Source organism: Micrococcus cohnii (assembly GCF_014205175.1).
Lineage (GTDB): Bacteria > Actinomycetota > Actinomycetes > Actinomycetales > Micrococcaceae > Micrococcus > Micrococcus cohnii.
Map to the genome: position 1 here is coordinate 708,546 of NZ_JACHNA010000001.1, position 24,911 is coordinate 733,456.

Below are 24,911 nucleotides of genomic sequence, written 5' to 3' on the forward strand. Positions count from 1 at the left end.
GCGCGTTCCGGGCGGCGTCGGCCGAGATGAGGCCGGGGGATGAGCCGCCCGGTGTGGAACCGCCGGCGTGAGCAGAGGCGTCGGCCCGTCACGAGGGAGCTGACACATGCACCAGGATGAGACCGCCGCGCACCGGAGCCCCGAGACCCCGGTGCGCGCACCCGCTGAGCCGACGCAGCCGGGCGCTCTGGGCCGCCGCGGTGTGCTGACCACCGGGGCCGTGGGCGCCGCCGCCGGAGTGCTCGGGGCGTTCCCCGCCCCGGCCACGGCGGGCACTAAGGAGGGACGCGGCGCCCCGGGCCGCGGTGGGCGTGGTGGGCGCATGCCGCTGCGTTTCGGCCGGGACGGTCGCTTCCGCATCGTCCAGTTCAACGACACGCAGGGCGGTCACGCCGCCGACCGTCGCACCCTCGAGTTCATGGGGAAGGTCCTGGACCAGGAGCGGCCGGACTTCGTGCTGGTGAACGGCGACCTTCTCGACGGGTCCCCGGCGACGGACCTGCAGGTCAAGCAGGGCGTGAACAACTTCGTCTCCCCGATGGAGAACCGCGGCGTCCCGTGGGCCGTGACCTTCGGCAACCATGACGAGGACTCCGTCGAGGAGCACGGCACGTCGATGACCGAGGAGCTCATCGTCGAGTTCCTGCGCCAGTACCGTCACAACCTGAATCCCGTCGTGGATCCCGCCGTCCCGGGTGAGTCCAACATGCAGCTGCTCGTGCGCGGCTCCCGGGGCCCGGCCCCCGCGTTCGCGATCTGGCTGCTGGACTCGGGACGCTACGCCTCCGACGCGGACAAGGCGGGCCAGTCCACCGAGGGGCTCAAGGACTACGACTGGATTCGGCCGCAGCAGATCCGCTGGTACGAACAGACCTCCGACGCCACGGCGCAGCGCTATGGCCGTCCCGTGCCCGGGCTGATGTTCTTCCACATCCCCACCTTCGAGCACGCTCACATGTGGTACGGCTCCCAGGGGGCGACGGACGAGGCCGGCCACGCCGAGGCCGTGCGCCGTCACCGCATCGAGGGCGTCAAGCACGAGGACGTCTACCACGGGCTGTTCAACTCGGGGATCTACGCCTCCGTGAAGGAGCGCGGCGAGGTCAAGGGCATCTACTGCGGTCACGACCACATCAACACCTACAAGGGTGACTACTACGGCGTGGAGCTCGGCTATGCCCCGGGTACCGGGTTCGACACCTACGGCCTCAACGACGGCACACCGGACATGCACACTCTGCGCGGCGCCCGCGTGTTCGATCTCGACGAGAACGCCGAGGGTGTTTACACCGGACAGACCCGCCTCGTCTGGGCGAAGGACCTCGGGATCGACATGGACCCGCAGCCCCAGCCGATCGACGAGCCCGTCGCCTTCCCGCCCTACGTGAAGGCCTGACCGGGCCGCCCTCGCAGACCCGTTCTCGACACACGCCACCCATCATCCCCGTCACACTCACCACGAGGAGGAGCACCATGACCCAGCACCGCTCGCCCCGCACCCGTCTGGCCCGCGCCGTCGTCGCGCTGGCCGCCACCGGCATCGCGCTCACCGGCGCGGCGCCCGCCCAGGCCGGCGTGCCCGGCCACACCCCGCCGCAGGCCGGCCGACCCGGTCCGGCCCCGGAGTTCTCCGTTGAGGACTGGGACCGCGACGCCTACCGCGGCCAGGTCGAGGTCGTGAAGGAGGCGAAGAACCGCAAGCCCCGCGATCCGGACACCCTGAGCGGCCAGGTCTTCGACGACCGCAACCGGGACTCCGTGCGCCAGCCCCACGAGAAGGGCGTCGCCGGGGCCCGTGTGTCGAACGGCGAGGAGGTCGTCGTCACCGACAAGCACGGCCGCTACGAGCTGCCCGTGCGCGAGAACATGACCGTGTTCGTCACCCAGCCCACCGGCTACCGGGTGCCCGTCGACGCGGACAACGTCCCGCAGTTCCACTACCACCATCTGCCCGAGGGCTCGCCCGAGCTCGAGGGCGGCGGCATCGCCCCGACCGGCGAGCTGCCGGCCGCCGTGAACTTCCCCGTCGTCGAGGACGACGCGATGGCCGAGGACGAGCAGCGCTGCCTGATCGGCGGCGACATCCAGACCTACGAGCAGGAGGAGGTCGAGTACGCCCGCGCCGGCGCGTTCGCCGACCTGGCCGAGCGCGAGGACTACACCGACTGCGGCATCCTGTTCATCGGCGACATCGTCGGAGACAACCACGCGCTGTACCCGCAGACCCGCGAGCTGACCGGCATGCTCAACGGCCCGGCCTGGTTCCTGCCCGGCAACCACGACCTGGACTTCGACGCCCCGGACTCCGAGCACGCGTTCGACACCTACCGCGCCGAGTTCGGGCCGGAGTACTACTCCTACGACGTCGGCGACACCCACGTGATCGCGCTGTCCTCGGTCGAGTACCCGCTCGAGGGCGAGAAGGGCTACAACGGCTCGCTCGACGCCCGCCAGCTCGAGTGGCTGCGCAACGACATCGAGGCGACCGACCCGGACAAGAAGATCGTGCTTGGCACCCACGTGCCGCTGCTGTCCTTCGCGGACGAGAGCTCCGAGAAGCACCAGATCGACCAGCTCACCGAGATCTACGAGATGCTCGAGGGCCGCGAGGTCGTCACCGTCGGCGGCCACACCCACTCGACCGAGATCATGCGCGAGGGCGACCTCGTCGCCGGGTGGAAGGAGATCTACGGCATCGACGGTCTGCCGTTTGATCACATCGTGGCCGGCGCGATCTCGGGCGACTGGTACAGCGGCCGGATGCTGGAGGAGGGCTACCCGACCGCGATCCAGCGCGACGGCGCCCTGCCCGGCGTGCTCACCCTCGACATGCTGGACGAGGGCATCGTCGACTCGTTCGCCGTCCGCGGCGACGACGGCTCCGACCTGATGACCCTGGGGCTGAACACCCCGCAGTACCGGCAGTGGTTCGAGGAGAACGAGGACCTGAAGAAGAAGGGCGGCGCACAGCCGCTGGCCGAGCCGCTCGTCGTCTCCGCCGAGGACGCGGAGCAGAGCTGGCTGACCGCGAACTTCTACACGGGCGACACCGGCTCCGAGGTCGAGGTCTCGATCGACGGCTCCGCCCCGGTGGCCGCCGAGCGCACGCAGCCGATGCAGGGCGAGGAGCAGCGCTCCGGCGCCGAGTACTCGGACCCGACCGCGGCGCAGGAGCAGCTCGTGCACGGCGGCTCGCTCGCCGACCGTTCGATGCACCTGTGGCGTCTGCCGCTGCCGGAGGGACTGGCCGCCGGCGAGCACACCGCGACGGTGACCGCGACCGACTCTCACGGCCGCCAGTTCACTGAGGAGATCGTCTTCACGGTGCGCTGACCCTGAGCCGCCGCTCCTGTGCCCCGCGCGCTGGGGCACGAACACACGGCGCCGCCGAGACCGTCCTCCGCGAGGGGTCCGGCGGCGCCGCCGTCGTCTGCCGCCCCTTAACGTCTCGGCGCCCGTCGCTACCGTCTCGACCGTGATTCGAACACATGTTCGAATCCTTCTGACGGTGGCGGTCCCGCGGCGGGCCGCGATGACGAGGAGGACGGCATGGGAGTGCTCACGCAGTCGCTCGCGGTGGACTGTGCCCCGGACGGCACGCCGGCCCGGCTGGAGTGGAACGGACGGCAGTACACGATCGTCGCCAGGCCCCTGCGCTGGTTCCAGCGCCGACGCTGGTGGGCGGAGGAGATGCGCGCGGCCAAGGGGGCCGGCGTCGGGCTCGTGGACCACGAGGTGTGGCGGCTGCAGGTGCGCCTGGCCCGGGCCGGCCACGGCGCGCCCGTCCAGACGATCGATCTGGTCCACCACCGGGACTCCGGCCGGTGGCGTCTCGACCAGGTGCACGGCCACGTCCGGGAAGCTGCGCCGACGCGGCAGAGTGTGGGAGCCGCCGCATGAGCGCGCCGGGCTTCGTCCACCTGCAGGTCGCCAGCGCTTTCAGCGCCCACTACGGGGTCTCCTGGCCGGCGGAGCTCGCGGCCGCGGCCGCCGCGGACGGTCAGCCGATGCTCGCCTGCACCGACCGGGACGGCCTCTACGGCATGGCCAAGCACGTCTCCGCGTGCCTCGAGCACGGCATCGCCCCGATCGTGGGCGTAGACCTGGCCGTGCGAGAAGCCGACGGCGTCGGCGCGGGCCGGGTGGTCGTCCTCGCCCGGGGACACAGCCACGGCTCCGGGTACGCCGCCTTGTGCCGCCTGGTCTCCGATGCGCACACGGCGGGCGCTGGCGGGGCAGCGCCCGCGGTCACCCTCGCCGGGCTGGCACGGGCCGCCGCACCGCCCGTCCCGCACGCCGCGGATCCGTCCTGCCCGCCCAGTCCCGAGCTGTTCGTGCTGCTCGGCCCGGACTCCGACGTCGGAGAGCTGCTGGCTCGGCGTCGCTACGGGCCCGCCCTGGCACAGCTGCGCCGCTGGAAAGCCGCCCTGCCCGCCGGGAGCCTGCGCGTCAACATCGTCAGCCACCTCTCCGCTCCCGGTGAGCGGTTGAACACCGGTCACGCAGTGAAAGCACTGCGCGCGTCCCGCGACGCCCGTGTGCCCGCCGTGCTCACCAACGCCGTGCGCTACGCCAGCGAGGACGGTGCCGCGACCGCCGACGTCCTCGACGCGGCCCGCGCCCTGAGCCGCCTCGACGACCTCGTCCATCCCCAGCCCACCGGGCAGGGCTGGCTCAAGACCGGCGCCCAGATGCACCACCTCGCCCGGGAGATCGCCGACGCCGCCGACGACGTGGCCGCCGGGCTGCTGGAGAGCACACACGCGCTCGCCGAGGCCTGCGCCCTCGACCCGGCCGCCGATCTCGGCTGGGGCAGGCCCACGGTGCCCGAGGCCTGCGTCCTCGGGATCTCAGCGCACCCGGGCCGCGAGCTGCGCGAACGCGTCCTGGCCGGTCTCGCCGAGCGCTATCCGCGCCTGTGCACGAGCACCGGCTTCGTCACCGCCCGGCCCGGCCGCGAGCTCGAGGAGCGCATGGAACACGAGCTGCGGATCATCGAGCGGCTCGGCTTTGCCGGCTATTTCCTCACCGTGGCCGAGGCCGTGTCCCTCATCGAGTCACTCGGGGTCCGGGTCGCCGCCCGCGGCTCCGGCGCCTCGTCTCTGGTCAACCACGCCCTGCGCATCTCCGCCGTCGACCCGATGGCCCACGGCCTGATCATGGAGCGCTTCCTCTCCGAACGACGCTCCACACTCCCGGACATCGACATCGACGTGGAGTCAGCCCGTCGTCACGAGGTCTACCGCGCCTTGTTCGACCGATTCGGTGGCGAACGCACCGCCCTGATGAGCATGCAGAACGCCTATCGGGCCCGCGGCGCCGTCCGAGACGCCGGTCTCGCCCTCGGCCTGCCCGAGGCCGAGATCGACGACATCGCCACGCAGCTGTGGCGCTTCTCCGCCTCCCGCTTCCGCGACGCTCTGGACACCATGCCCGAGCTGCGGGGCCTCGCCCGCCGCCTCGAGGAGGACCGTCGGGCCGGCTCTCACCGACTCGACCTGCTCGTCGACCTCACCGAACGTCTCGACCGTCTGCCCCGGCATATCTCCATGCACCCGTGCGGTGTCATCCTCTCCGACGCCGCCCTGCTGCGTCGCACCCCCGTCCAACCCTCCGGCATGGGCCTGCCCATGAGCCAGTTCGACAAGCACGACATGGACCCCATGGGCTTGCTCAAACTCGATGTGCTCGGCGTGCGCATGCAGTCTGCCATCGCCTACACGCTGCAGGAGGTGGAACGCACCACGGGGGAGCACATCGACCTCGAACAGGTTCCCCTCGACGACCCGGACACCTACGCGATGATCCGCACCACCCACACCCTCGGCTGCTTCCAGATCGAGTCCCCGGGCCAGCGCGAGCTCATCGGCAAGCTCGCCCCCGAACGCTTCGAGGACCTCATCGTCGACATCTCCCTGTTCCGCCCCGGGCCCATGCAGTCCGACATGGTCCGCCCCTTCCTCGAACAGCGGCACGGCTGGGCCGCCGCCCACTACCCGCACCCGCGTCTGCGTCCCGTGCTCGCAGAGACCCACGGCGTCACCGTCTTCCACGAACAGGTGCTGCGCACTCTCGACACCATGACCGGCTGCGGCCTGGCCCGGGCCGACGAGATGCGCCGTCGCATCGGTTCCGACGCCGAGCCCGAGGTGGAGGCATTCTTCCGCTCCGCCGCACAGGAGAACGGGTACGCCCCCGAGACCGTCGACGAGGTGTGGACGACCCTCCACGCCTTCGGCTCCTTCGGCTTCTGCAAGGCCCACGGTGCCGCCTTCGCCGTGCCCACCTACCACTCCGCCTGGCTCAAAACCCATCATCCCGCCGCCTTCATGGCCGCGATCCTCGAACACGACCCCGGCATGTACCCCGCCCGTCTCATGGTCGCCGAAGCCCGGCGCATGGGCATCCCCGTCCTGCCCGTCGACGTCAATCGCTCGGGGCTGGCCACCCGCATCGAATGGGTCCCCGAACACCCCGAGGCCGGCCCAGGTCGCTGGGGCATCCGCCTGCCCCTGCGCATTGTCACCGGACTCAGCGAGGCCGAGGCAGAGCGCCTCGCCGCCGGGGCGCCCTACGCCGCGCTCGCCGACGTGCGAGACCGGGCCCGTCTCACTGCGCGGAACCTGGAACGGCTCGCCCGGCTCGGCGCCCTCGACTGCCTCCTGCCCGCCGGCGGGGCTTCCCGCACCGACCTCGTCCATCATCTCGAGCTGCAGCACTCCGCCACCCGCGCCGACGGCGCCGGGGGAGTGCGCCGACACCGTGGGGGCCGGCCCCGGCAGGTCGACGGACAGCTGGCCCTCGCGCTCCCCGACGTCGAGCTCACCCGGATCGCCCCGCTGTTCCCGAGCCCGAGTCCGCGCGAATCGGTGCGGACCGAACTCGAGCTCACCGCCCTCGACGTCACCGCGCACCTCATGGACTCCCGTGCCCCGTATCTCGACGCGCTCGGCGTGACCCGTGCGAAAGACCTGCTGAGCCGCCGCAGCCGCTCCCGCGTTCTGGTCGCCGGGGTCCGTGTGGCCACGCAGACCCCGCCCATGCGCAGCGGACGGCGCGTCGTGTTCCTCTCCGTGGACGACGGGACCGGATGCGTCGATGTGGCCTTCTTCACCGAGGCTCAGCACGACAGCGGGGAGCTGCTCTTCTCGAGTCGGCTGCTGCTGATCGAGGGCACGGTGCGCCGCACCGGCGACCGTGCGGTGTCGGTGCAGGCGGTGCGGGCGTGGGATCTGCAACGTCCCGAGACCCTGCCGGACCCCGACTATCTGGAGGGCACCCGTGAGGCCTGGCGCACGTGGCTCGAGGCCGACCGGGCAGCAGCAGGCGCCCGGCGCAGGGGAGAAACACGCCCGTCCCAGCCCGAGATCCCGCACCATTCCACGCAGTCATGGCCCGTCAAGGTCGGCCCCGGCCCCGGTCCTGGCGAACGCCTGTCCTAGACTTGACCCCGGCTGGCCGTGGCCTCCGTACGTCCTCGGCCCTGCAGCCTCACCCGAACCCCAAGGAGCCCGAATTGTCCGAGCCGAAGCAGATCCTGGTCACCGTCGACGGCGAGATGCGGGAGGTGACCGAGGGCACCACCGGGCTGGACCTGTACCGGGATCAGAAGACCACGGTGGTGATGCGAGTCGACGGGCACGTGTGGGATCTGTCCCGCCCGATCCCCGTGGGCGCCTCGGTTGAGGCCATCGACATCACCGAGCCCGAGGGCCTCGACGTGCTTCGCCACTCGACCGCCCACGTCATGGCCCAGGCGGTCCAGCAGCTGCGTCCAGGCGCCAAGCTCGGCATCGGCCCCTACATCACCGACGGCTTCTACTTCGACTTCGACGTCGACGAGCCCTTCACCCCGGAAGACCTGAAGCAGCTCGAGAAGATGATGCTCAAGATCGTCAACTCCTCGCAGCTCTTCCGCCGTCGCGTTGTGACCGATGACGAGGCACGCGCGGCCATGGCCCAGGAGCCTTACAAGCTCGAGCTGCTCGGCAAGAAGGACTCCGCGGACACCGCCGGGGAGGGCGCGACGGTCGAGGTCGGCGCCGGCGAGATCACGATCTACGAGAACGTGGACCGCAAATCCGGCGAGGCCGTCTGGGCCGACCTGTGCCGCGGCCCGCACCTGCCGAACACCAAACTCATCTCCAATGCGTTCGCGCTGACCCGCTCCGCCGCCGCCTACTGGCTCGGCGACGAGAACAACCAGCAGCTGCAGCGCATCTACGGCACCGCATGGCCCACCAAGGCAGACCTGAAGGCCTACCAGGAGCGGCTCGCCGAGGCCGAGCGCCGCGACCACCGCCGGCTCGGCGCCGAGCTCGACCTGTTCTCCTTCCCCGATGAGCTCGGCTCGGGCCTGCCCGTCTTCCACCCGCGCGGCGGCGTCATCCGCAAGGCCATGGAGGACTACTCGCGTCAGCGCCACACCGAGGCCGGCTACGAGTTCGTCTACACCCCGCACATCACCAAACAGCACCTCTACGAGGTCTCCGGGCACCTCGACTGGTACGCCGAAGGCATGTTCCCGCCGATGACCATCGACGAGCAGCGCGACCCCGAGACCGGGCAGCTCACCAAGCAGGGGCAGAACTACTACCTCAAGCCCATGAACTGCCCGATGCACAACCTCATCTTCCGCTCACGCGGGCGCTCCTACCGCGAACTGCCGTTGCGGCTGTTCGAGTTCGGTCAGGTGTACCGGTACGAGAAGTCCGGCGTCGTGCACGGACTGACCCGTGTGCGGGGCATGACCCAGGACGACGCCCACATCTACTGCACCCGCGAGCAGATGAAGGACGAGCTCACCACGACGCTCACCTTCGTCCTGGACCTGCTCCGGGACTACGGCCTCGACGACTTCTACCTCGAGCTCTCCACGAAGGACCCGGAGAAATTCGTCGGATCCGACGAGATCTGGGACGAGGCCACCGCGACCCTCGCCGAGGTCGCCGCCGAGTCCGGCCTGCAGCTCGTCCCGGACCCGGGCGGCGCGGCGTTCTACGGGCCGAAGATCTCGGTGCAGGCCCGCGACGCCATCGGACGCACGTGGCAGATGTCCACCATTCAGCTGGACTTCAACCTGCCCGAGCGCTTCGACCTCGAGTACCAGGCCGCCGACGGCACGCGACAGCGGCCCGTCATGATCCACCGCGCGCTGTTCGGCTCGATCGAGCGGTTCCTCGGCGTGCTCACCGAGCATTACGCCGGCGCGTTCCCGGCATGGCTGGCCCCCGAACAGGTGGTCGCGATCCCGGTCGCCGAGGCGTTCAACGACTACCTGGGCGACGTCGTCGCCCGACTGCGTGTCGAGGGCATCCGCGCCCGCCTCGACGACTCCTCGGACCGGTTCCCGAAGAAAATCCGCACCGCGTCGAAGGAGAAGGCGCCGTTCGTGCTGATCGCCGGCGGGGAAGACGCCGAGGCCGGCGCCGTGTCCTTCCGCTTCCGCGACGGCTCCCAGGACAACGGGGTGCCCGTGGACGAGGCGATCGAACGGATCGTGCGCGCCGTGCGCGAGCGTGAGGTGACCGTGTGACCACCCCCGAGGAGCACCCTCAAGCGGCCGCACCGGCCGACGACGCGCAGGCCACGGACGGGCACGTCCTGGCCGGCGCGCCCGACGCCTTCGGCCGGCTGTGGAATCCGCACCGCATGGCCTACGTCTCTCGGGGCCAGGAACAGGTCACGGACGAGCACACGTGCCCGTTCTGCGCCGCGCCCGAGCGTGAGGACGAATCGAGCCTGCTGCTGCATCGCGGACGCACGTGCTTCGTCATCCTCAACCTGTATCCCTACAACGCGGGGCATCTGCTGATCTGCCCTTACCGTCACGTGCCGATGTACACGGACATCACCGCCGAGGAGACCGCCGAGATGGCGACGCTCACGCAGACCGCCATGATCGCTTTGGAGCGCACCGCCGCACCCGCCGGATTCAATCTCGGCATGAACCAGGGCATGGTCGGCGGTGCCGGCATCGCCGCTCACCTGCACCAGCACGTCGTGCCGCGCTGGGGCGGGGACGGCAACTTCCTGCCGATCATCGCCCAGACCAAGAACATGACCCAGACCCTCGGCCAGACCTGGCGTCAGCTTCATGATGTCTGGGACGAGGCGGCTACCGAGTTCGCCGACCGTCAGACCCGCAACGCCACCGGCGTCGCGACCACCGCCGAGGACGGGCCGAGGCACGACGACCGACGCCGGCAGGCCCCGGGGGACCGTCGCTGATGCTGGACCGCCACGCCCGGGGGCTGTTCACCCGACTGTTCACGCCTGCGGCCCGGGCCCTGCTACGCCGGGGCGTCTCCCCGGACGCCGTCACCGTCGTCGGAACCCTCGGGGTCAGCCTGGGCGCCCTCGGGCTCTTCCCCGGCGGTCACCTGTTCTGGGGCGTCATGGTCATCACCGCGTTCGTGTTCTCCGACGTGCTCGACGGCGTCATGGCCCGCTTCGCCGGCACCAGTGGCCGGTGGGGTGCATTCCTCGACTCGACCCTCGACCGGGTCCAGGACGCCGCGATCTTCCTGGGCCTGGCCTGGTGGGCGTTCGGAGCCGGCGGCCACCCCGAGATCGGCGTGCTGGCCACCGTGTGCCTGTCCCTGGGCATGCTCGTCTCCTATGCCCGAGCCAAGGCCGAGGCCCTCGGCTTCACCGCGAACACCGGCATCGCCGAACGTGCCGAGCGGCTCGTGGCGACGCTCGTCGCCGCCGGCCTCGTCGGGCTGGGGCTTCCGGTCCTCGTGCTCACCGCCGTGCTCGCCCTGTTGGCCGTCGCCTCGCTCGTCACCGTCGTGCAGCGCGTGGTCACGGTCCTGCGGCAGAGCCGTCGCCTCGGCTGAGTGCCCACGACCGGGCCGGGCCGCGGCGCATCACGCGGCGCCGGCCAGGCTCAGGCCAGTCCGGCCTGCTCGCGCACGTTCCGCTTGATGCGGCCGAGCATGGCGGTCATGCCGCGCAGCCGCAGGGGAGTGAGAGCCTTCGCCAGGCCCAGTCGGTTCGGCACATCATCCGGCACGGCCAGCACGTCGGCCACGCTCACCCCGTTCAGGCCCTGGGCGAGCACCGACGCGAAGCCGCGCGTGGTGGGCGCCTCGGGCGGAGCGGAGACGAACAGGTGCACTGCGGCGTCGGGGCCGGGCTCACCCTCGAGCTCGACGGCGAGGAACAACGGCGACTGGCACTCGACGACCTGTTCCATCTCGTCTTCGTGCCCGTCATAGCGCTCCGGCAGGGCGGGCAGCTCGTCGGAGAACTCCAGCAGCAGCTCGAGGCGCTCCGGGTCGGGCACCTGGGCGAAGTCGTCGACGATCTCTGCCAAAGCGGGGGGAACGGCGGTGTTCTCGGTCATGCGGTCCAGTCTAGTGATGTCCCTGCGGCTGCCGCTCCACGCCGTGCACCCCTGACGGTGTGTCCGTCACGACACGGAGCGCCCCGACACGTCGTGAGTTGTCCAACAATGTGTGACTCGCCCTAGACTGTCCGTCATGCAGATCACAGACGCGCATAGTTCCGGTCATACTCCGGTGAGCGGCCCGCACGAGCGCCGGGACACCGCGCCGACCGCCGACGGTCCCGCTCGGCCCGACCGCGGGTTCGAACGCAGCTGGGTCATCTCCCTGTTCGGCACGGCCGTGGGCGCGGGTGTGTTGTTCCTGCCGATCAACGCGGGACTGGGCGGCGTCTGGCCGTTGCTGATCGCCACGGTGCTGATCGGTCCCATGACGTACTTCTCCCACCGCGCCCTCTCGCGCTTCGTCTGCGCCGATCCGAAGCCCGGTGAAGACATCACCGCGGTGGCCCGGCGCGCGTTCGGGCCCGGTGCCGGCGCGGCGATCACCATCCTGTACTTCTTCGCGGTCTACCCGATCGTCCTCATCTACGGCGTCTCCATCACGAACACCGTCGAGTCGCTGCTCGTGAACCAGCTAGAGATCCCCGCGCCGCCGCGCGCCCTGCTTTCCTTCGTGCTGATCGGCCTGATGATGGCCGTCATGCTCACGGGGCAGAAACTGATGCTTCGCATCACGAGCCTGCTGGTCTATCCGCTCATCGCGATCCTGTTCGCCATGAGCGTCTACCTGATCCCGTCGTGGGACGTCGGCGCGCTCTTCGGCTCGCAGACGCCCGAGCTCGGCCAGATCCTGATGTCGGTGTGGCTCGTCATCCCCGTGCTCGTCTTCGCGTTCAACCACTCGCCGGCCATCTCGCAGTTCTCGCTGGCCATGAAGCGCCACTACGCCGGACAGGCCGCGACCCGCGCCTCGCACGTGCTGGTGCGCACCACCGCTCTGCTCGTCGTGTTCACGATGTTCTTCGTGTGGTCCTGCGTGCTGGCGCTCGGCGCCGACGGGATGGCCGAGGCCAAGGCGGCCAATCTGCCGGTGCTGTCCTATCTGGCCAACGTCCACGACGCTCCGGTGATCGCTCTGCTGGGTCCGATCGTCGCGATCCTGGCGATCATCTCCTCGTTCTTCGGCCACTACCTCGGCGCGGCCGAGGGTGCGGCCGGCATCGTGCGCTCCCTGGTCGACCGGGACGGCTCGAAGATCAGCGACAAGGCCCTGAACGCGGCGATCGCCGCCTTCATCTTCCTCACGACGTGGGTCGTGGCGATCGTGAACCCCCAGGTGCTCACGCTCATCGAGACCATCGCCGGGCCGATCATCGCGGTGATCCTGTACCTGATGCCGATGTACGCCATGCACCGCCTCGAAGCGCTCGCGCCGTATCGTCGGCAGGCCTCGAACGTCTTCGTCGTGATCGCGGGCCTGGTGGCCGTCAGCGGCATCGTCTACGGCGTGGTGCAGACCCTGACGGGAGCCTGAGCGGCCACGCCCCGGTCGCAGGACGGGGCGCACGCCCGGCCGCCGCAGAGGAACGGTCGGGAACACACGCAGGGCCGGCACCCTCCACGGGGTGCCGGCCCTGCGGGTCCAGCTGCTGCGGCAGCGGGCGGGTGCTGCGCGCGTCAGCGCTGCGGCGCCTGGCCCGGCTGCTCGCCGACCGCGATGGGCAGTCGCACGCCGTTGCCCCACTCGGTCCACGAGCCGTCGTAGTTGCGGACGTTCTCGTAACCGAGCAGGTACTTGAGCACGAACCACGTGTGCGAGGACCGCTCGCCGATGCGGCAGTACGCGATCACCTGGTCGGTCGAGCCCAGGCCGGCCTGGTCGCGGTAGATGGCCTCAAGCTCGGCGCGGGACTTGAAGGTGTTGTCCTCGTTAGCCGCCTTCGCCCACGGCACGGAGGCGGCGGTCGGGATGTGCCCGCCGCGCAGGGTGCCCTCCTGCGGGTAGCCGTCCATGTGGGTGGTCTCGCCGGTGTACTCCTTGGGGGAGCGCACGTCGACCAGGGGAGTGGTGCCGATCGCCGCCAGCACGTCCTCGCGCGCGGCGCGGTCGGTCGAATCGTCGCGCTGCACCACGGGGTACTCGGCGGCGGAGACCTCGGGCACATCGCGGGTGGTCTCTCGGCCCTCAGCGATCCACTTGTCCCGGCCACCGTCCATCAGGCGCACATCCTGGTGGCCGTACAGCGTGAACACCCACAGCGCGTAGGCGGCCCACCAGTTCGACTTGTCGCCGTAGATGACCACGGTGGTGTCGCGGCCGATGCCCTTGGAGCCGGCCAGCGCGGCGAAGTCCTCCGCGTCAACGAAGTCACGGGTGACCGGGTCGTTCAGCTCGGTGTGCCAGTCGATCTTCACGGCCCCGGGGATGTGGCCGGTCGAGTAGAGCAGGGTGTCCTCGTTCGACTCCAGGACGACGACGCCGTCATCGCCGATGTGGTCGGCGACCCACTGCGTCGACACGAGCTTCTCGGGATGGGCGTACTGCGAGAAGTCGGGCTGGGTGAACTCGGCGTTGGTCTCGGTCATGATGTTCCACCTCTCGGTCGGGGCGCGGGGCGCCGGCGATGCGGACGACCGTCCGGCCGTACTCCGTTGCTCAGATTACGCCACACGTATGCGACGTAATGGGGTAGGGGGGCCTAAGACCGGGGCCACTGTGTCCTTGTATGACGGGCGGTACAGTGAACCGGTATCCACACCCCGCACAAGGACGGAGTCAGTACGTGACCCAGACTGTTCGCCTCTCGGAGCGTTCCCCGCAGGTGTCGGCAGACGAGCTGCTGGCCGGGTTCCATCCCTCCTACCGTTTCGGTGAGGTGTCCTTCGACACCTATATCCCGGATCCGGCGCATCCCTCGCAGCGCGAGGCCGTCGAGCGGTTGCGGGCGTTCAGCGGGGCGCTGGCCGGTCGCGGCGGCTCCGGGGGCCTGTTCGGCGGTCTGTTCGGTGGGAAGAAGCGGTCGACGCAGCCGGCCGGGATCTATCTGGACGGCGGCTTCGGCGTCGGCAAGACCCACCTGCTGGCCTCCACCTGGCATGCCGCGCCGGGGCCCAAGGCGTTCGGCACGTTCGTCGAGTACACGAACCTCGTCGGTGCGCTCTCGTTCCGCAAGACCGTCGACGTGCTCAAGGAGTACACGCTGGTGTGCATCGACGAGTTCGAGCTCGACGATCCGGGCGACACCGTGCTCATGTCGCGCCTGATGCGCGAGCTGGCGGACGCCGGCGTGCGCCTGGTGGCCACCTCGAACACCCTGCCCGGGTCGCTGGGCGAGGGGCGATTCGCCGCGCAGGACTTCAAACGCGAGATCCAGGTCCTCTCCGACCAGTTCGAGGTCATCCGGGTGGACGGTGAGGACTACCGGCACCGCGATCTCGATGCCCCGCCGGCCCCGTTGCCCGACGAGGAGGTCGTGGCCACCGCCCGGCGCAGCGTCCCGGACGCGGGTGTGCTGGCGGTCGACGACTTCGCGGATCTGACCGCCATGCTCTCCCGTGTACACCCCTCGCGCTACCGCGAGCTGGTCAAGGACGTGGACGTCATCGCCCTGCACGATGTGCATACGATCACCGAACAGGCCACTGCGCTGCGTTTCGTCGTGTTCGCCGACCGCCTCTACGACAAGGACGTCCCCGTGGTGGCCTCCGGCGTTCCCTTCGACCAGCTGTTCACGAGCGAGATGATGCACGGCGGGTACATGAAGAAGTACTTCCGCACCGTGTCCCGAATGACCGCGCTGGTGCGTGAGGGACAGCTCGGCGTCGCCGAGGAGAAGTGAACGACGAAGGGGCCGGGCCTCGTCATGGCGACGAGACCCGGCCCCTTGCTCGGAGCGGATGACGAGATTCGAACTCGCGACCTCCACCATGGCAAGGTGGCGCTCTAGCCAGCTGAGCTACATCCGCGTATTCACTTGTGGGCGTCTCCACCGAGGGGAGACGGTCCGTGCGCGATACTGGGTTCGAACCAGTGACCTCTTCCGTGTCAGGGAAGCGCGCTACCGCTGCGCCAATCGCGCTCATCAACACCGAGGTGCCGACAAACTGTGCAACACCGCTCATCTCTGGCGGGCCGTGCGAGGTCGGGACGGGATTCGAACCCGCGTATACGGCTTTGCAGGCCGCTGCCTCGCCTCTCGGCCACCCGACCAGGGGTGAAAAGGTATTGCGAGCGGATGACGAGATTCGAACTCGCGACCTCCACCATGGCAAGGTGGCGCTCTAGCCAGCTGAGCTACATCCGCGTGTCAGATGCGTTCTGCGTATCTCGCCTCTCGGCGTGATCTCGACCTCCCGGCCGAACCGCTTCCCGCGATTTCCAACGAGAAAGAACTCTAGACCATGTCCAGAGCGAGTGCCAAATCGAGCGTCGCCAGTCCGCGTCTTTGCCAGAATGACGTGCCATGACCCAGCCACGACTCGCCCACGCCACGGACCGCGGCCGCATGTACGCCCGACGGGTCGGAGGCGAACCGCAGGTCCCCTCGATCACCACGGTGATCGGCGTCGAGCGCCCCGACCTCGACGGCTGGGTGGGGTGGATGGCGGCCAGTGCCGCTGTCAATGACCCGCGCCTGCCCGAGGCCGTGGGCTCCTCCGGTCGGCTGCGGCAGATCGCACGCTCCGCGGCGGACGCGGCCGCGGCCTACCGCGATCAGGCCGCCGAGCGAGGTGACCGCGTACACGACTACGCCGAGCAGGTCTCGCTGCGCCATCTCGGGCGACCGCACCGCATGGCCGAGGCGCGTCAGGCGCTGCTGCACCACGGGGAGGGGGCTTATGCGGACCGTTTCGACGAGTGGTGGGACCTCTATGGCGTCGAACCCCTCGCGGCCGAAGTGACGGTGTGGAACCACTCCGTGGGCTACGCCGGCACCTTGGACCTGGTGGCGCGCATCGGCGGACGACTGTGCCTGATCGACTTCAAGACCAAGACGACCGGCCGCGACGGACGCGTGAAGCCGCTCGATGCGAAGGTCGTCATGCAGCTGGTGGCCGGCCTCAAAGCGGAGGAGTCACTCGTCGACGCGGAGGCCGGCACGTGGGAGCCGTGGGCGCACGGCGGCGCGCAGATGCTGCTCGGCGTCGCCCTGGGCGAGACCGAGGTCGCGGTCCACCAGGCCAATCCCGCCGTCCTGAAGCAGCACTGGCACAAGTTCTGGGCGCTGCGGCAGGTGTGGAAGCATCAGGAGCAGACCGTTCAGGCGGGCCCGGCGCTCGGCATCATCGGTCCGCCGCCGACGACCGTCGCCGCGTCGGAGAGCTCGACGTCTGCGTCCGGTTCACCGGCGCCGACGAGTCCGGCCGATCCGGGCGCCGCGACCGTCGCCTCCGGCTCACCCGAGTCCGCACCGCAGGAAGGATGACCACACCCATGCCCGAGACTGATTCGGCACCGCTGCGCGTGCTCGTGGCCGGCACCCCCGAGGTGGCCGTGCCGGTGCTCGAGGCCGTCGCCGACTCCCGGCACGAGCTCGTCGGCGTTCTCACCCGCCCCGACGCCCCGCGGGGCAGACGCCGGGTGCTCACCCCCTCACCCGTCGCGGCACGCGCCGAGCAGCTCGGTGTGGAGACGGTCAAAGCCGCCCGCCTTCGCGGCGACGGCTCGGCCTCGGCCGTCGAACGGCTCCGAGAGATCACCCCCGACGTCGTGCTGGTCGTGGCCTATGGCGCCCTGGTGCCCGCTGACCTGCTGAGGCTGCCGCGTCTGGGCTGGCTGAACCTGCACTTCTCGGCGTTGCCGGCCTATCGCGGCGCTTCCCCCGTGCAGCACGCCGTGATGTCCGGGGAGGAGAGCATCGACGCGGTCGTGTTCCAGATCGAGCAGGGTCTGGACACCGGCCCGGTCTTTGGCCGGGTCAGCCGGCCGATCGCGCCCGGGGAGACCGCCGGAGAGATTCTCACGGACCTGGCCGTCGCGGGGGCCCCGCTGTGCACGCGTGTGCTCGACGAGCTGGCCGACGGCACAGCCCAGGCCGCGCCGCAGGTCGGAGAGCCGAGCCATGCACCGAAGTTGACCCACCTCGACGGTCTGATCGACCCGTCGGGGGAGGCGCACCGCGTGGCCGCGCACGCCAACGGGGTGACACCCGAGCCCGGCGCCTGGGGCTGGCTCGCCACCGACGCGCCGGACGCGGAGCCGACCCGCTTCACGCTCGTCGGCGCCCACCCCGTGAGCGAGGACGAGCTGCCGGACTCGGTGCGCAGCGCCGCGACGGGTGCGCTCGAGGTGGCGGCCGCACGGACCTGGCTGCGGACGGGGACCGGGGCCCTGCGCTTGGACCGGGTCAAGCCCGCCGGCAAGAAGCTGATGCCGGCCCGCGATTGGGCCAACGGCCGTCCTGCGGGAGCCCGGCTGCTCTGCGGCGACGAGCTCGCCGATCGCCGGGGAGCCACCGACGGCGCCGCCACCGACGGACCCAGCGAGGAGACCAGACGCGCATGAGCAAGCACACGAACAGACGAGCCGGTCGCTCCGGCGACGCGAACCGAGACCGCCCCGCCGGCGGCAGTGGCTCGACGGGTCGGCCGAGCGGCCCGCGGCGCCAGGACAACCGCGATGCCTCTGGCCGCACCCGCAACCGTGGCCGCTCGGGTCAGGGCCGGAGGTACTCGGCCTCCGCGCCCTCCCAGCGCAGTCGTCGAGCCGACCCGGCACGACTCGTGGCCTACGAGGTGGTTCGCGCCGTCCACGCCGAGGACGCCTATGCGAACCTCGTGCTGCCCCCGCGCCTGCAGCGTCGTCGGCTGGACCGTCGCGACGCCGGGTTCGCGACCGAGCTCACCTACGGGACCCTGCGCGGGATCGGGCTGTACGACGCGGTGCTCGCCGAGTGCGTCGACCGCCCGCTGGCCGAGCTCGATCCGCCCGTGCTGGACGCGTTGCGCCTGGGAGCCCACCAGCTGCTCGGCATGCGCGTGCCGGCACACGCCGCCCTGGACGCCACCGTGGCCCTCGTGCGTGAGCAGATCGGCGCCGGTCCCTCCGGGTTCGTCAACGCCGTGCTGCGCCGGGTGAGCGAGCGGGACCGCGAGGAGTGGACCGAGACGGTCGCCCCCGCGTCCGGAACAGACGACGCGCTCGCGGTGCGCTACTCGCATCCGGCCTGGATCGTTCGGGCCCTGCGTCAGGCCCTGGTCGCGCACGGTGCGGACGCCGCGAGCCTGCCCGCGCTGCTCGAGGCCGACAACGCGGCGCCGGTCCTCAATCTGGTGGCCCTGCCCGGGCTGGGGGAGCTGTCCCCGGTGCTCGAGGCCGGGGCCGAGCCGAGCCCGATCGGCCCGGACGCGGCGCTGTACTCCGGCGGCGACGCGGCCCGCCTGCCCGGCGTCGAGGCCGGGACCGTCCGGGTGCAGGACGTCGGCTCGCAGCTGACGGCCCGCGCGCTCGCGGCCGTCCCCCTCAGCGCGCCGGGGGACACCGCTGCGGGGCAGGACGCCGCACCGGCCGGGCACGCAGGCCGGCCCGGCCCGGATGGTCCGAGCGAGCACTGGCTGGACCTGTGCGCCGGCCCCGGCGGCAAGGCCGCGCTGCTCGGCGCGTTGGCGGCCCAGCGGGGAGCGCGGTTGACGGCGAACGAGGTCTCTGAGCACCGCGCTCGTCTGGTCGAGCACGCCCTGACGCCGGTGCCGTCCGGCGTCTGGAGCGTCCGGCACGGCGACGGGCGGCAGGTCGGCGCGGATCAGCCCGGTGCCTTCGACCGGATCCTCGTCGACGCGCCCTGTACGGGTCTGGGTGCGCTGCGGCGGCGGCCCGAGTCGCGCTGGCGGCGCACCGCCGCAGACCTGGTCGAGCTCACGGACCTGCAGGCCCAGCTGCTCGACTCGGCCGTCGCAGCGCTCGCCCCCGGGGGCGTGCTGGCCTATGTGACGTGCTCGCCGCACCCGGCCGAGACGATCATCCAGGTGCAGGACCTGCTGCACCGGCACGACGGGCTCGAGCAGCTCGACGCGAAGGCGGCGTTGCAGGCGGTCGCGGCCGGTCCGCTGTACCTGCCCGCCATAACCTCGGACGCGGCGCCGGGGCGCGGCGGCCCTGAGCGCGTGGCGGACGCCGGTCGGCTCACCGCGCAGCTCTGGCCCCACGAGCACGCCACCGACGCCATGTTCCTGGCCCTGTTCCGCGCGAGGCGGACATGAGCGTCCGCGCACAGCGTGCCGCGCGGGCCCGCATCCACCCCTCGATTCTGTCGGCGGACTTCGCGCGGCTGGGCGCCGAGCTCGACCGTGTGCGGTCAGCCGACGCCGTCCACGTCGACGTGATGGACGGGCACTTTGTGCCGAACCTGACTCTCGGCAGGCCGGTGGTCGAAGCGCTGGCACGCGCCACGACCGCACCCCTGGACGTGCACCTGATGATCGAGGACCCCGACCGGTGGGCCCCCGGGTACGCCGACGCCGGCGCCGCTTCCGTCACGTTCCACGCGGAGGCGGCGGCTGCACCGGTGCGACTGGCCCGCGAGCTGCGCGCTCGCGGGGCCCAGGCGGGTCTGGCCGTGAACCCCGCCACCGCGATCGACCCCTGGCTGCCACTGCTGGAGGAGATCGACACGCTTGTGGTGATGAGCGTCGAGCCGGGCTTCGGTGGCCAGGCGTTCCTGGACCTGGTGCTGCCGAAGATCCGCGCCGCCCGCCGGGCCATCGACGACACCGGTGCCCGGGTTGCCGTGCAGGTCGACGGAGGAGTCAACGCCGAGACGATCCGCCGCGCGGCCGAGGCCGGAGCCGACGTGTTCGTGGCCGGCTCCGCCGTCTACGGGGCCGCCGACCCCGAGGCCGCCGTGCTCGCCCTGCGCGAACTCGCCGACGGGCGTGCCGCACCGTGCAGCTGAGGTGGCATACTGACGCCCAAGCAATTTCGTGCTCCGGGGTCGGTGGAAGTCCGAACCGGCGGTGACAGCCCGCGAACCTCGCGCGGCGTCTCGGCACGCACGGCGCGGTCTCGGCGACGGGACGGGTCGGCGAACCGAGAGGCGGCGAGGCCGAATCGGTGGAATTCCGATGCCGACAGTCAGAGTCTGGATGGGAGAAGCACGAGGCGGACGATGCCGCGTACCCGTGCGAGGTCTCGTCCGCGGCAGGCGAGGGTCCTGTGGCTCGGTCCGGTGGATCGAGCGCATGCCGGGACCGTCGGGTCCACGCCAGAGGGCAGGGCGTCGGCACCGCCGACCGTCACTGCGGCGGCGACCTGCCTGCCCGGCTTCTCCCCTCCGCATCGCTCCCCGCAGCCGGACGACGCATTCGCTGCGAGGAGGAGAGACCATGGACCCGGTCCAGGCGTTCGTCGACGTCTTCCACTGGACGATTCCGGTGGCCGGAGGCGGTCTGCTGGTGCGTGAGGTCGTCGGCAACCTGTTCGGTCTGGCCTCCGCCCTCGGCGGGATGGCCCGCCGCGTCTGGGCCTGGCCCGTCGGCATCGCCGGCAATCTGATCCTGCTGACCGTCTTCCTGTCGTCGCTGTTCGGCGCTGAGGACACCGCGACGCTGCTCGGACAGGCCGGCCGGCAGGTGATGTTCATCGCGGTCTCGGTGTACGGGTGGCTCCGCTGGCGGCAGGCCCGCCGCGGCAGGGCTGCCGATGCGAAGGCCATCACCCCCGCATGGGCCGGGTGGGGCGGTCGCGCGTTCCTGGTGCTCGGCATGCTCGTCGGGACCGTGGCGCTGACCCCCGTGTTCCGTGCCCTGGGCTCGTGGGAGCCGGTGTGGGCGGACGCGTGGACCTTCGTCGGATCGCTGCTGGCGACCTGGGGCATGGCCCGCGGCTGGGTCGAGTTCTGGCTGGTGTGGGTCGCCGTCGACGTCGTGGGCGTGCCGCTGCTGTGGAGCAGCGGCTACTACGCCAGCGCGGTGATGTACCTGGTCTACGGGCTGTTCACCTTCACCGGCTTCTTCGTGTGGCTGCGGGCGAAGGACCGTGAGAAGCCCGCCGCCGAGACGTTGCTGCCGGACGGTCCGCGATGACCGGCGCGCACACGGACCCTCGCGCCGCGGCACTCGCCGCGACGGCGGCCGAACCGGACGCACGGGCCATGGACCTGGCCGTGCGTGCGGCCCTGCGCGGCGTGCGCGGGGCCACCCCGCTCGTCGGCGCGGTCGTCACCGCCCCGGACGGCACCGTCCTGGCCGTCGGCCATCATGCCGGCGCGGGCACCCCGCACGCCGAGATCGCGGCGCTGCAGGCCCTGCGTCGCGCACGTGCCGAGGACGCTGCCCTGGCATCGATCGCCCTGGCCGGCTGCACCCTCCACGTCACCCTCGAGCCGTGCGATCATCACGGCCGCACCGGCCCCTGCTCCCAGGCCGTCATCGACGCGGGCATCGGCCGCTGCGTCTATGCCGTGCCGGACGCCACCGGCGACCAGGGCGGGGGAGCGGCCCGCCTGCGCGCGGCCGGTGTGCGGGTCGAGGGGCCGACGGGGCATGCCGGCGCCGAGGAGCTCACCCGCCGCTGGCGCGAGGTGCGGGACCAGGCCCGCCCCTGGGTCACGGCGCATCTGGCCCAGTCCCTCGACGGATGTGCGGCGGCGGCCGACGGCACCAGCCGGTGGATCACCTCGGCTCCGGCGCGCGAGCACTCCCACCGGGTGCGTGCTCGGGCCGATGCGATCGTCGTCGGCACCGGCACCCTGCTGGCCGACGATCCGCGCCTGACAGCTCGACGCCCGGACGGAACCACGGCCGAGCACCAGCCGCTGCCGGTCATCGTCGGTCGGCGCGCGATCCCCGCGGCGGCGGCCGTGCGCACCCATCCGCGGGGGCACCTGCACGTGCCTGTGCACGAGCCCGAGGCGGTGCTCGCCGCCCTGTCCGCGCACGAGGGACCCTGGCGGACCGGGCGCTGCGAACACGTGATGCTCGAAGGCGGGCCCCGTGTGCTGGCCGCGTGGATCGAAGCGGGTCTCATCGACGAGATGCACGTGTACACCGCGCCGCTGCTGCTCGGCGCCGGTCTGCGGGCCCTCGAGGGGCTGGACGTGCCCACCCTGACCGCCGGGCACCGGTTCCTCCCCGACGAATCCGAGTCCGGCCCGGTGCGCGCGCTCGGCCCGGACGTCTGGACGCACCTGCGTCCCGCCGACACCACACCGGGCGATGAGCCCGCCACATCCGCCGCGTCCGACACCGACGCCTCCGCCCCCGACCCCACGCCGTCCGCACGCTGAAGGAGCACCATGTTCACCGGGATCATCACCCACATCGGCACCGTCGTCGCGCTCCAGCAGGACGAGCAGTCCGACACCGCCGTCCTCGTGCTGGACACGGCGGGGGCGGCCGCGGGACTGCCCGAGGGCGGCTCGCTGGCCGTGAACGGGGTGTGCTTGACCTCCGTGCCACAGGACGCCGACCCGTCGGCGCCCGACAGCGCGCCCGACGACGGCCTGTTCCGCGCCGATCTGATGGGCCAGACTCTGCGGATGACGGCCCTGGGCGAGCTGAGCCCCGGTGACCGGGTGAACCTCGAACGGTGTCTGCGCCCGACCGACCACATCGACGGGCACATCGTCCAGGGCCACGTCGACGGGGTGGGCACGGTGGCACAGGTCGCCGACGAGGGTGCCTGGCGGCGCGTGCGCGTCGCCGTTCCGGACGAGCTGGCCCGCGTGATCCCCGCTCAGGGTGCGATCACGGTGCAGGGCGTCTCCCTGACCGTCACGGCGGTCTCCGCGCCGTCGCAGCGGCGGCACTGGTTCGAGGTGGGATTGATCCCCGCGACCCTCGAGGCCACGGTCCTCGGCGCCCTGGCCCCCGGCGATCGCGTCAATCTCGAGACCGACGTCATGGCCCGCTACGCCGAGCGCATGACGCAGATCCCGTCCTCCGAGCCGGTGCGGCTCGACGGCGTGGACCGGGCCGTCGAACAGCTCGCCGCGGGCCGGCCCGTGATCGTGGTGGACGATGAGGACCGGGAGAATGAGGGCGACATCGTCTTCGCCGCGGCCCTGGCCACCGACGAGGTCACCGCGTTCACGATCCGGCACACCTCCGGCGTGCTGTGCGCGCCGATGCCCGGTGCGGTCGCCGACCGTCTTGAGCTGCCGCCCATGACCGCGACGAACCAGGACCCCAAGGGCACCGCGTACACCGTCTCTGTCGACGCGGCGGCGGGGGTCACCACCGGCATCAGCGCCGCCGACCGCGCCCGCACCCTGCGAGTGCTGGCCGGAGCGCAGAGCGCACCGGCCGATCTCACCCGTCCAGGACACGTGTTCCCGCTGCGGGCGGTCGACGGCGGAGTCGCGCAGCGGTCAGGACACACGGAGGCCGGTGTCGAGCTCTGCCGTCTGGCGGGGCTGCCGCCGGTGGCGGCCATCGCCGAGCTCACCCACGACGACGGGACCATGATGCGCCTGCCGGCGCTGCGTCGCTTCGCCGACGACCACGCTCTGGCCCTGATCTCGATCGAGGATCTGCAGGCCCATCTGAGCGGTGTCGACTCGACCGAGGACGCTCTGCTGCCCACGAAGCACGGCCAGCTGCGCGTCAGCGCGCACCGCGACGCGGCCACCGGCGTCGAGCATGTGCTGCTGCGCCCGGTCGAACCCGTCGGCGACTCCGGCGCGCCCGACGTGGTTCGTGTGCACTCCGAGTGCCTGACCGGCGACGCGTTCGGCTCGCTGCGCTGCGACTGCGGCCCCCAGCTGCAGCACGCGCTCGAGCAGACCGCGCGCACCGGCGGAGCCGTGCTCTACGTGCGTGGACACGAGGGCCGCGGCATCGGTCTGGCCGCCAAGCTGCGGGCCTACGCGCTGCAGGACGCCGGGCGCGACACGGTCGATGCGAACCTCGACCTCGGCCTGCCCGCGGACGCCCGGGACTGGGCCGGGGCCGCCGCCGTGCTGCGCGCCGCGGGGCTCGAGCGGATCCGACTGGTCACCAACAATCCCGCCAAGGCCGACGGGCTGCGTGAGCATGGCATCGACATCGTCGAGCTGCTGCCCGCCCCCGCCCCTGTCACCGAGCACAACCTCGCCTATCTGCGGACCAAACGCGACCGCATGGGCCACACCGTGCCCGGGCTCGACTGAGCCGCACACCAGGCAGCCACACAACCCACCAGAAGGAGCACGCATGAGCACCGCAGGTCAGCCCGCCCCCACCCTGCAGAAGGACGCCGCCGCCGGGCTGCGCGTGGCCGTCGTGGCCGCGCAGTGGCACGAACGGATCATGTCCGGCCTGATCGACGGCGCCCTGAACGCCGCTGCACACGCCGGCGCCGACACCGAGCTGGTGCGCGTGCCCGGCACCGTCGAGCTCAGCGTCGCCGCGGCTCGGCTCGCCCCGGCCTTCGACGCCGTCGTCGTGCTGGGCGTCGTGGTCCGTGGCGACACCCCGCACTTCGACTACGTCTGCCAGTCCGTCACCCAGGGCGTCACGCAGGTGGCGGTGCGCACGGGGGTGCCCGTCGGATTCGGTGTGCTCACGGTGGATGACGAACAGCAGGCGATCGACCGCGCCGGCCTCCCCGGCTCGAGCGAGGACAAGGGCCGCGAAGCTCTCGATGCGGCCCTGCTCACGGAACTGACCCTGCGACGTCACACGAAGCCCGAGCTGTCCTGAC

The 24,911-nt window shown here is 71.4% G+C and carries 19 protein-coding genes, 4 tRNA genes, 1 pseudogene and 1 riboswitch; of the genes and pseudogenes, 18 read left to right on the forward strand and 6 right to left on the reverse strand.

Annotated elements, in window-relative coordinates:
* Positions 1-106: 106 nt before the first annotated feature.
* From HDA30_RS03340 to pgsA, 7 genes are all read left to right on the forward strand, one after another.
* Positions 107-1,396 (forward strand): metallophosphoesterase family protein, encoded by a 1,290-nt coding sequence (locus HDA30_RS03340; RefSeq protein ID WP_158495816.1) that lies wholly within the window; start codon positions 107-109, stop codon positions 1,394-1,396.
* A gap of 77 nt (positions 1,397-1,473) precedes the next feature.
* A complete protein-coding gene (locus tag HDA30_RS03345) occupies positions 1,474-3,333 on the forward strand; it encodes a calcineurin-like phosphoesterase C-terminal domain-containing protein (protein ID WP_158495817.1) in 1,860 nt (619 codons plus the stop codon).
* A 216-nt stretch (positions 3,334-3,549) separates the two neighbouring features.
* Positions 3,550-3,900, forward strand: coding sequence for a hypothetical protein (locus tag HDA30_RS03350; protein WP_158495818.1), 351 nt, complete (start codon positions 3,550-3,552; stop codon positions 3,898-3,900).
* Positions 3,897-7,442, forward strand: coding sequence for a DNA polymerase III subunit alpha (locus HDA30_RS03355; protein WP_184241094.1), 3,546 nt, complete (start codon positions 3,897-3,899; stop codon positions 7,440-7,442). Before HDA30_RS03350 ends, HDA30_RS03355 begins: the two co-directional genes overlap by 4 nt.
* 74 nt (positions 7,443-7,516) lie before the next feature.
* A complete protein-coding gene (gene thrS / locus HDA30_RS03360; RefSeq protein WP_184241095.1) occupies positions 7,517-9,535 on the forward strand; it encodes a threonine--tRNA ligase in 2,019 nt (672 codons plus the stop codon).
* The gene (locus HDA30_RS03365; RefSeq protein ID WP_425488384.1) at positions 9,532-10,230 is read left to right on the forward strand and encodes an HIT family protein; all 699 of its coding nucleotides are present in this window, start codon (positions 9,532-9,534) and stop codon (positions 10,228-10,230) included. Before thrS ends, HDA30_RS03365 begins: the two co-directional genes overlap by 4 nt.
* Positions 10,230-10,841 (forward strand): phosphatidylinositol phosphate synthase, encoded by a 612-nt coding sequence (gene pgsA / locus HDA30_RS03370; RefSeq protein ID WP_158495821.1) that lies wholly within the window; start codon positions 10,230-10,232, stop codon positions 10,839-10,841. Before HDA30_RS03365 ends, pgsA begins: the two co-directional genes overlap by 1 nt.
* A gap of 50 nt (positions 10,842-10,891) precedes the next feature.
* Here the strand turns inward: pgsA and HDA30_RS03375 are convergent, their stop codons facing one another.
* A complete protein-coding gene (locus tag HDA30_RS03375) occupies positions 10,892-11,350 on the reverse strand; it encodes a SufE family protein (protein WP_158495822.1) in 459 nt (152 codons plus the stop codon).
* 136 nt (positions 11,351-11,486) lie between these two features.
* On the opposite strand from HDA30_RS03375, the gene HDA30_RS03380 reads away from it, so the two are divergent.
* The gene (locus HDA30_RS03380; RefSeq protein ID WP_184241096.1) at positions 11,487-12,827 is read left to right on the forward strand and encodes an SLC5/6 family protein; all 1,341 of its coding nucleotides are present in this window, start codon (positions 11,487-11,489) and stop codon (positions 12,825-12,827) included.
* 143 nt (positions 12,828-12,970) lie between these two features.
* On the opposite strand, the gene HDA30_RS03385 is transcribed toward HDA30_RS03380, so the two are convergent.
* The gene (locus HDA30_RS03385; RefSeq protein WP_158495824.1) at positions 12,971-13,879 is read right to left on the reverse strand and encodes a sulfurtransferase; all 909 of its coding nucleotides are present in this window, start codon (positions 13,877-13,879) and stop codon (positions 12,971-12,973) included.
* A gap of 197 nt (positions 13,880-14,076) precedes the next feature.
* On the opposite strand from HDA30_RS03385, the gene zapE reads away from it, so the two are divergent.
* Entirely contained in the window at positions 14,077-15,132 is a 1,056-nt protein-coding gene (gene zapE, locus HDA30_RS03390) for a cell division protein ZapE (RefSeq protein ID WP_158495825.1), read from the forward strand.
* A gap of 53 nt (positions 15,133-15,185) precedes the next feature.
* Here zapE and HDA30_RS03395 read toward each other — a convergent pair.
* The 4 genes from HDA30_RS03395 to HDA30_RS03410 all read right to left on the reverse strand — a co-directional run bounded on the left by HDA30_RS03395 (position 15,186) and on the right by HDA30_RS03410 (position 15,597).
* Positions 15,186-15,259, reverse strand: a tRNA-Gly gene (locus tag HDA30_RS03395).
* 41 nt (positions 15,260-15,300) lie between these two features.
* A tRNA-Val gene (locus HDA30_RS03400) sits at positions 15,301-15,372 on the reverse strand.
* Positions 15,373-15,432: 60 nt separating this feature from the next.
* Positions 15,433-15,503, reverse strand: a tRNA-Cys gene (locus HDA30_RS03405).
* Between the two features lie 20 nt (positions 15,504-15,523).
* Positions 15,524-15,597, reverse strand: a tRNA-Gly gene (locus tag HDA30_RS03410).
* Between the two features lie 159 nt (positions 15,598-15,756).
* Here HDA30_RS03410 and HDA30_RS03415 point away from each other — a divergent pair.
* The 9 genes and pseudogenes from HDA30_RS03415 to ribH all read left to right on the forward strand — a co-directional run bounded on the left by HDA30_RS03415 (position 15,757) and on the right by ribH (position 24,910).
* Entirely contained in the window at positions 15,757-16,719 is a 963-nt protein-coding gene (locus HDA30_RS03415; protein ID WP_246418689.1) for a cytochrome, read from the forward strand.
* 8 nt (positions 16,720-16,727) lie between these two features.
* Positions 16,728-17,798, forward strand: coding sequence for a methionyl-tRNA formyltransferase (locus HDA30_RS03420; protein WP_246418690.1), 1,071 nt, complete (start codon positions 16,728-16,730; stop codon positions 17,796-17,798).
* Complete coding sequence (locus tag HDA30_RS03425; protein WP_184241097.1) at positions 17,795-19,492, forward strand: RsmB/NOP family class I SAM-dependent RNA methyltransferase; 1,698 nt, start codon at positions 17,795-17,797, stop codon at positions 19,490-19,492. The genes HDA30_RS03420 and HDA30_RS03425 overlap by 4 nt, the downstream gene beginning before the upstream one ends.
* A complete protein-coding gene (gene rpe, locus HDA30_RS03430) occupies positions 19,489-20,184 on the forward strand; it encodes a ribulose-phosphate 3-epimerase (RefSeq protein ID WP_184241098.1) in 696 nt (231 codons plus the stop codon). Before HDA30_RS03425 ends, rpe begins: the two co-directional genes overlap by 4 nt.
* 24 nt (positions 20,185-20,208) lie before the next feature.
* A riboswitch (FMN riboswitch) is annotated at positions 20,209-20,391 on the forward strand.
* A 223-nt stretch (positions 20,392-20,614) separates the two neighbouring features.
* On the forward strand, positions 20,615-21,313 hold the full coding sequence (gene pnuC, locus HDA30_RS03435; protein WP_184241099.1) for a nicotinamide riboside transporter PnuC: 699 nt from the start codon (positions 20,615-20,617) through the stop codon (positions 21,311-21,313).
* Complete coding sequence (gene ribD / locus HDA30_RS03440; RefSeq protein ID WP_184241100.1) at positions 21,310-22,515, forward strand: bifunctional diaminohydroxyphosphoribosylaminopyrimidine deaminase/5-amino-6-(5-phosphoribosylamino)uracil reductase RibD; 1,206 nt, start codon at positions 21,310-21,312, stop codon at positions 22,513-22,515. The genes pnuC and ribD overlap by 4 nt, the downstream gene beginning before the upstream one ends.
* Before the next feature lie 9 nt (positions 22,516-22,524).
* Positions 22,525-23,094, forward strand: a pseudogene (locus HDA30_RS10475) (riboflavin synthase); the annotation flags it as partial.
* Positions 23,095-23,151: 57 nt separating this feature from the next.
* The gene (gene ribB, locus HDA30_RS03445) at positions 23,152-24,378 is read left to right on the forward strand and encodes a 3,4-dihydroxy-2-butanone-4-phosphate synthase (protein WP_246418810.1); all 1,227 of its coding nucleotides are present in this window, start codon (positions 23,152-23,154) and stop codon (positions 24,376-24,378) included.
* 43 nt (positions 24,379-24,421) lie between these two features.
* Positions 24,422-24,910, forward strand: a complete 489-nt coding sequence (gene ribH, locus HDA30_RS03450) for a 6,7-dimethyl-8-ribityllumazine synthase (RefSeq protein WP_184241102.1) — start codon at positions 24,422-24,424, stop codon at positions 24,908-24,910.
* Position 24,911: the final 1 nt, after the last annotated feature.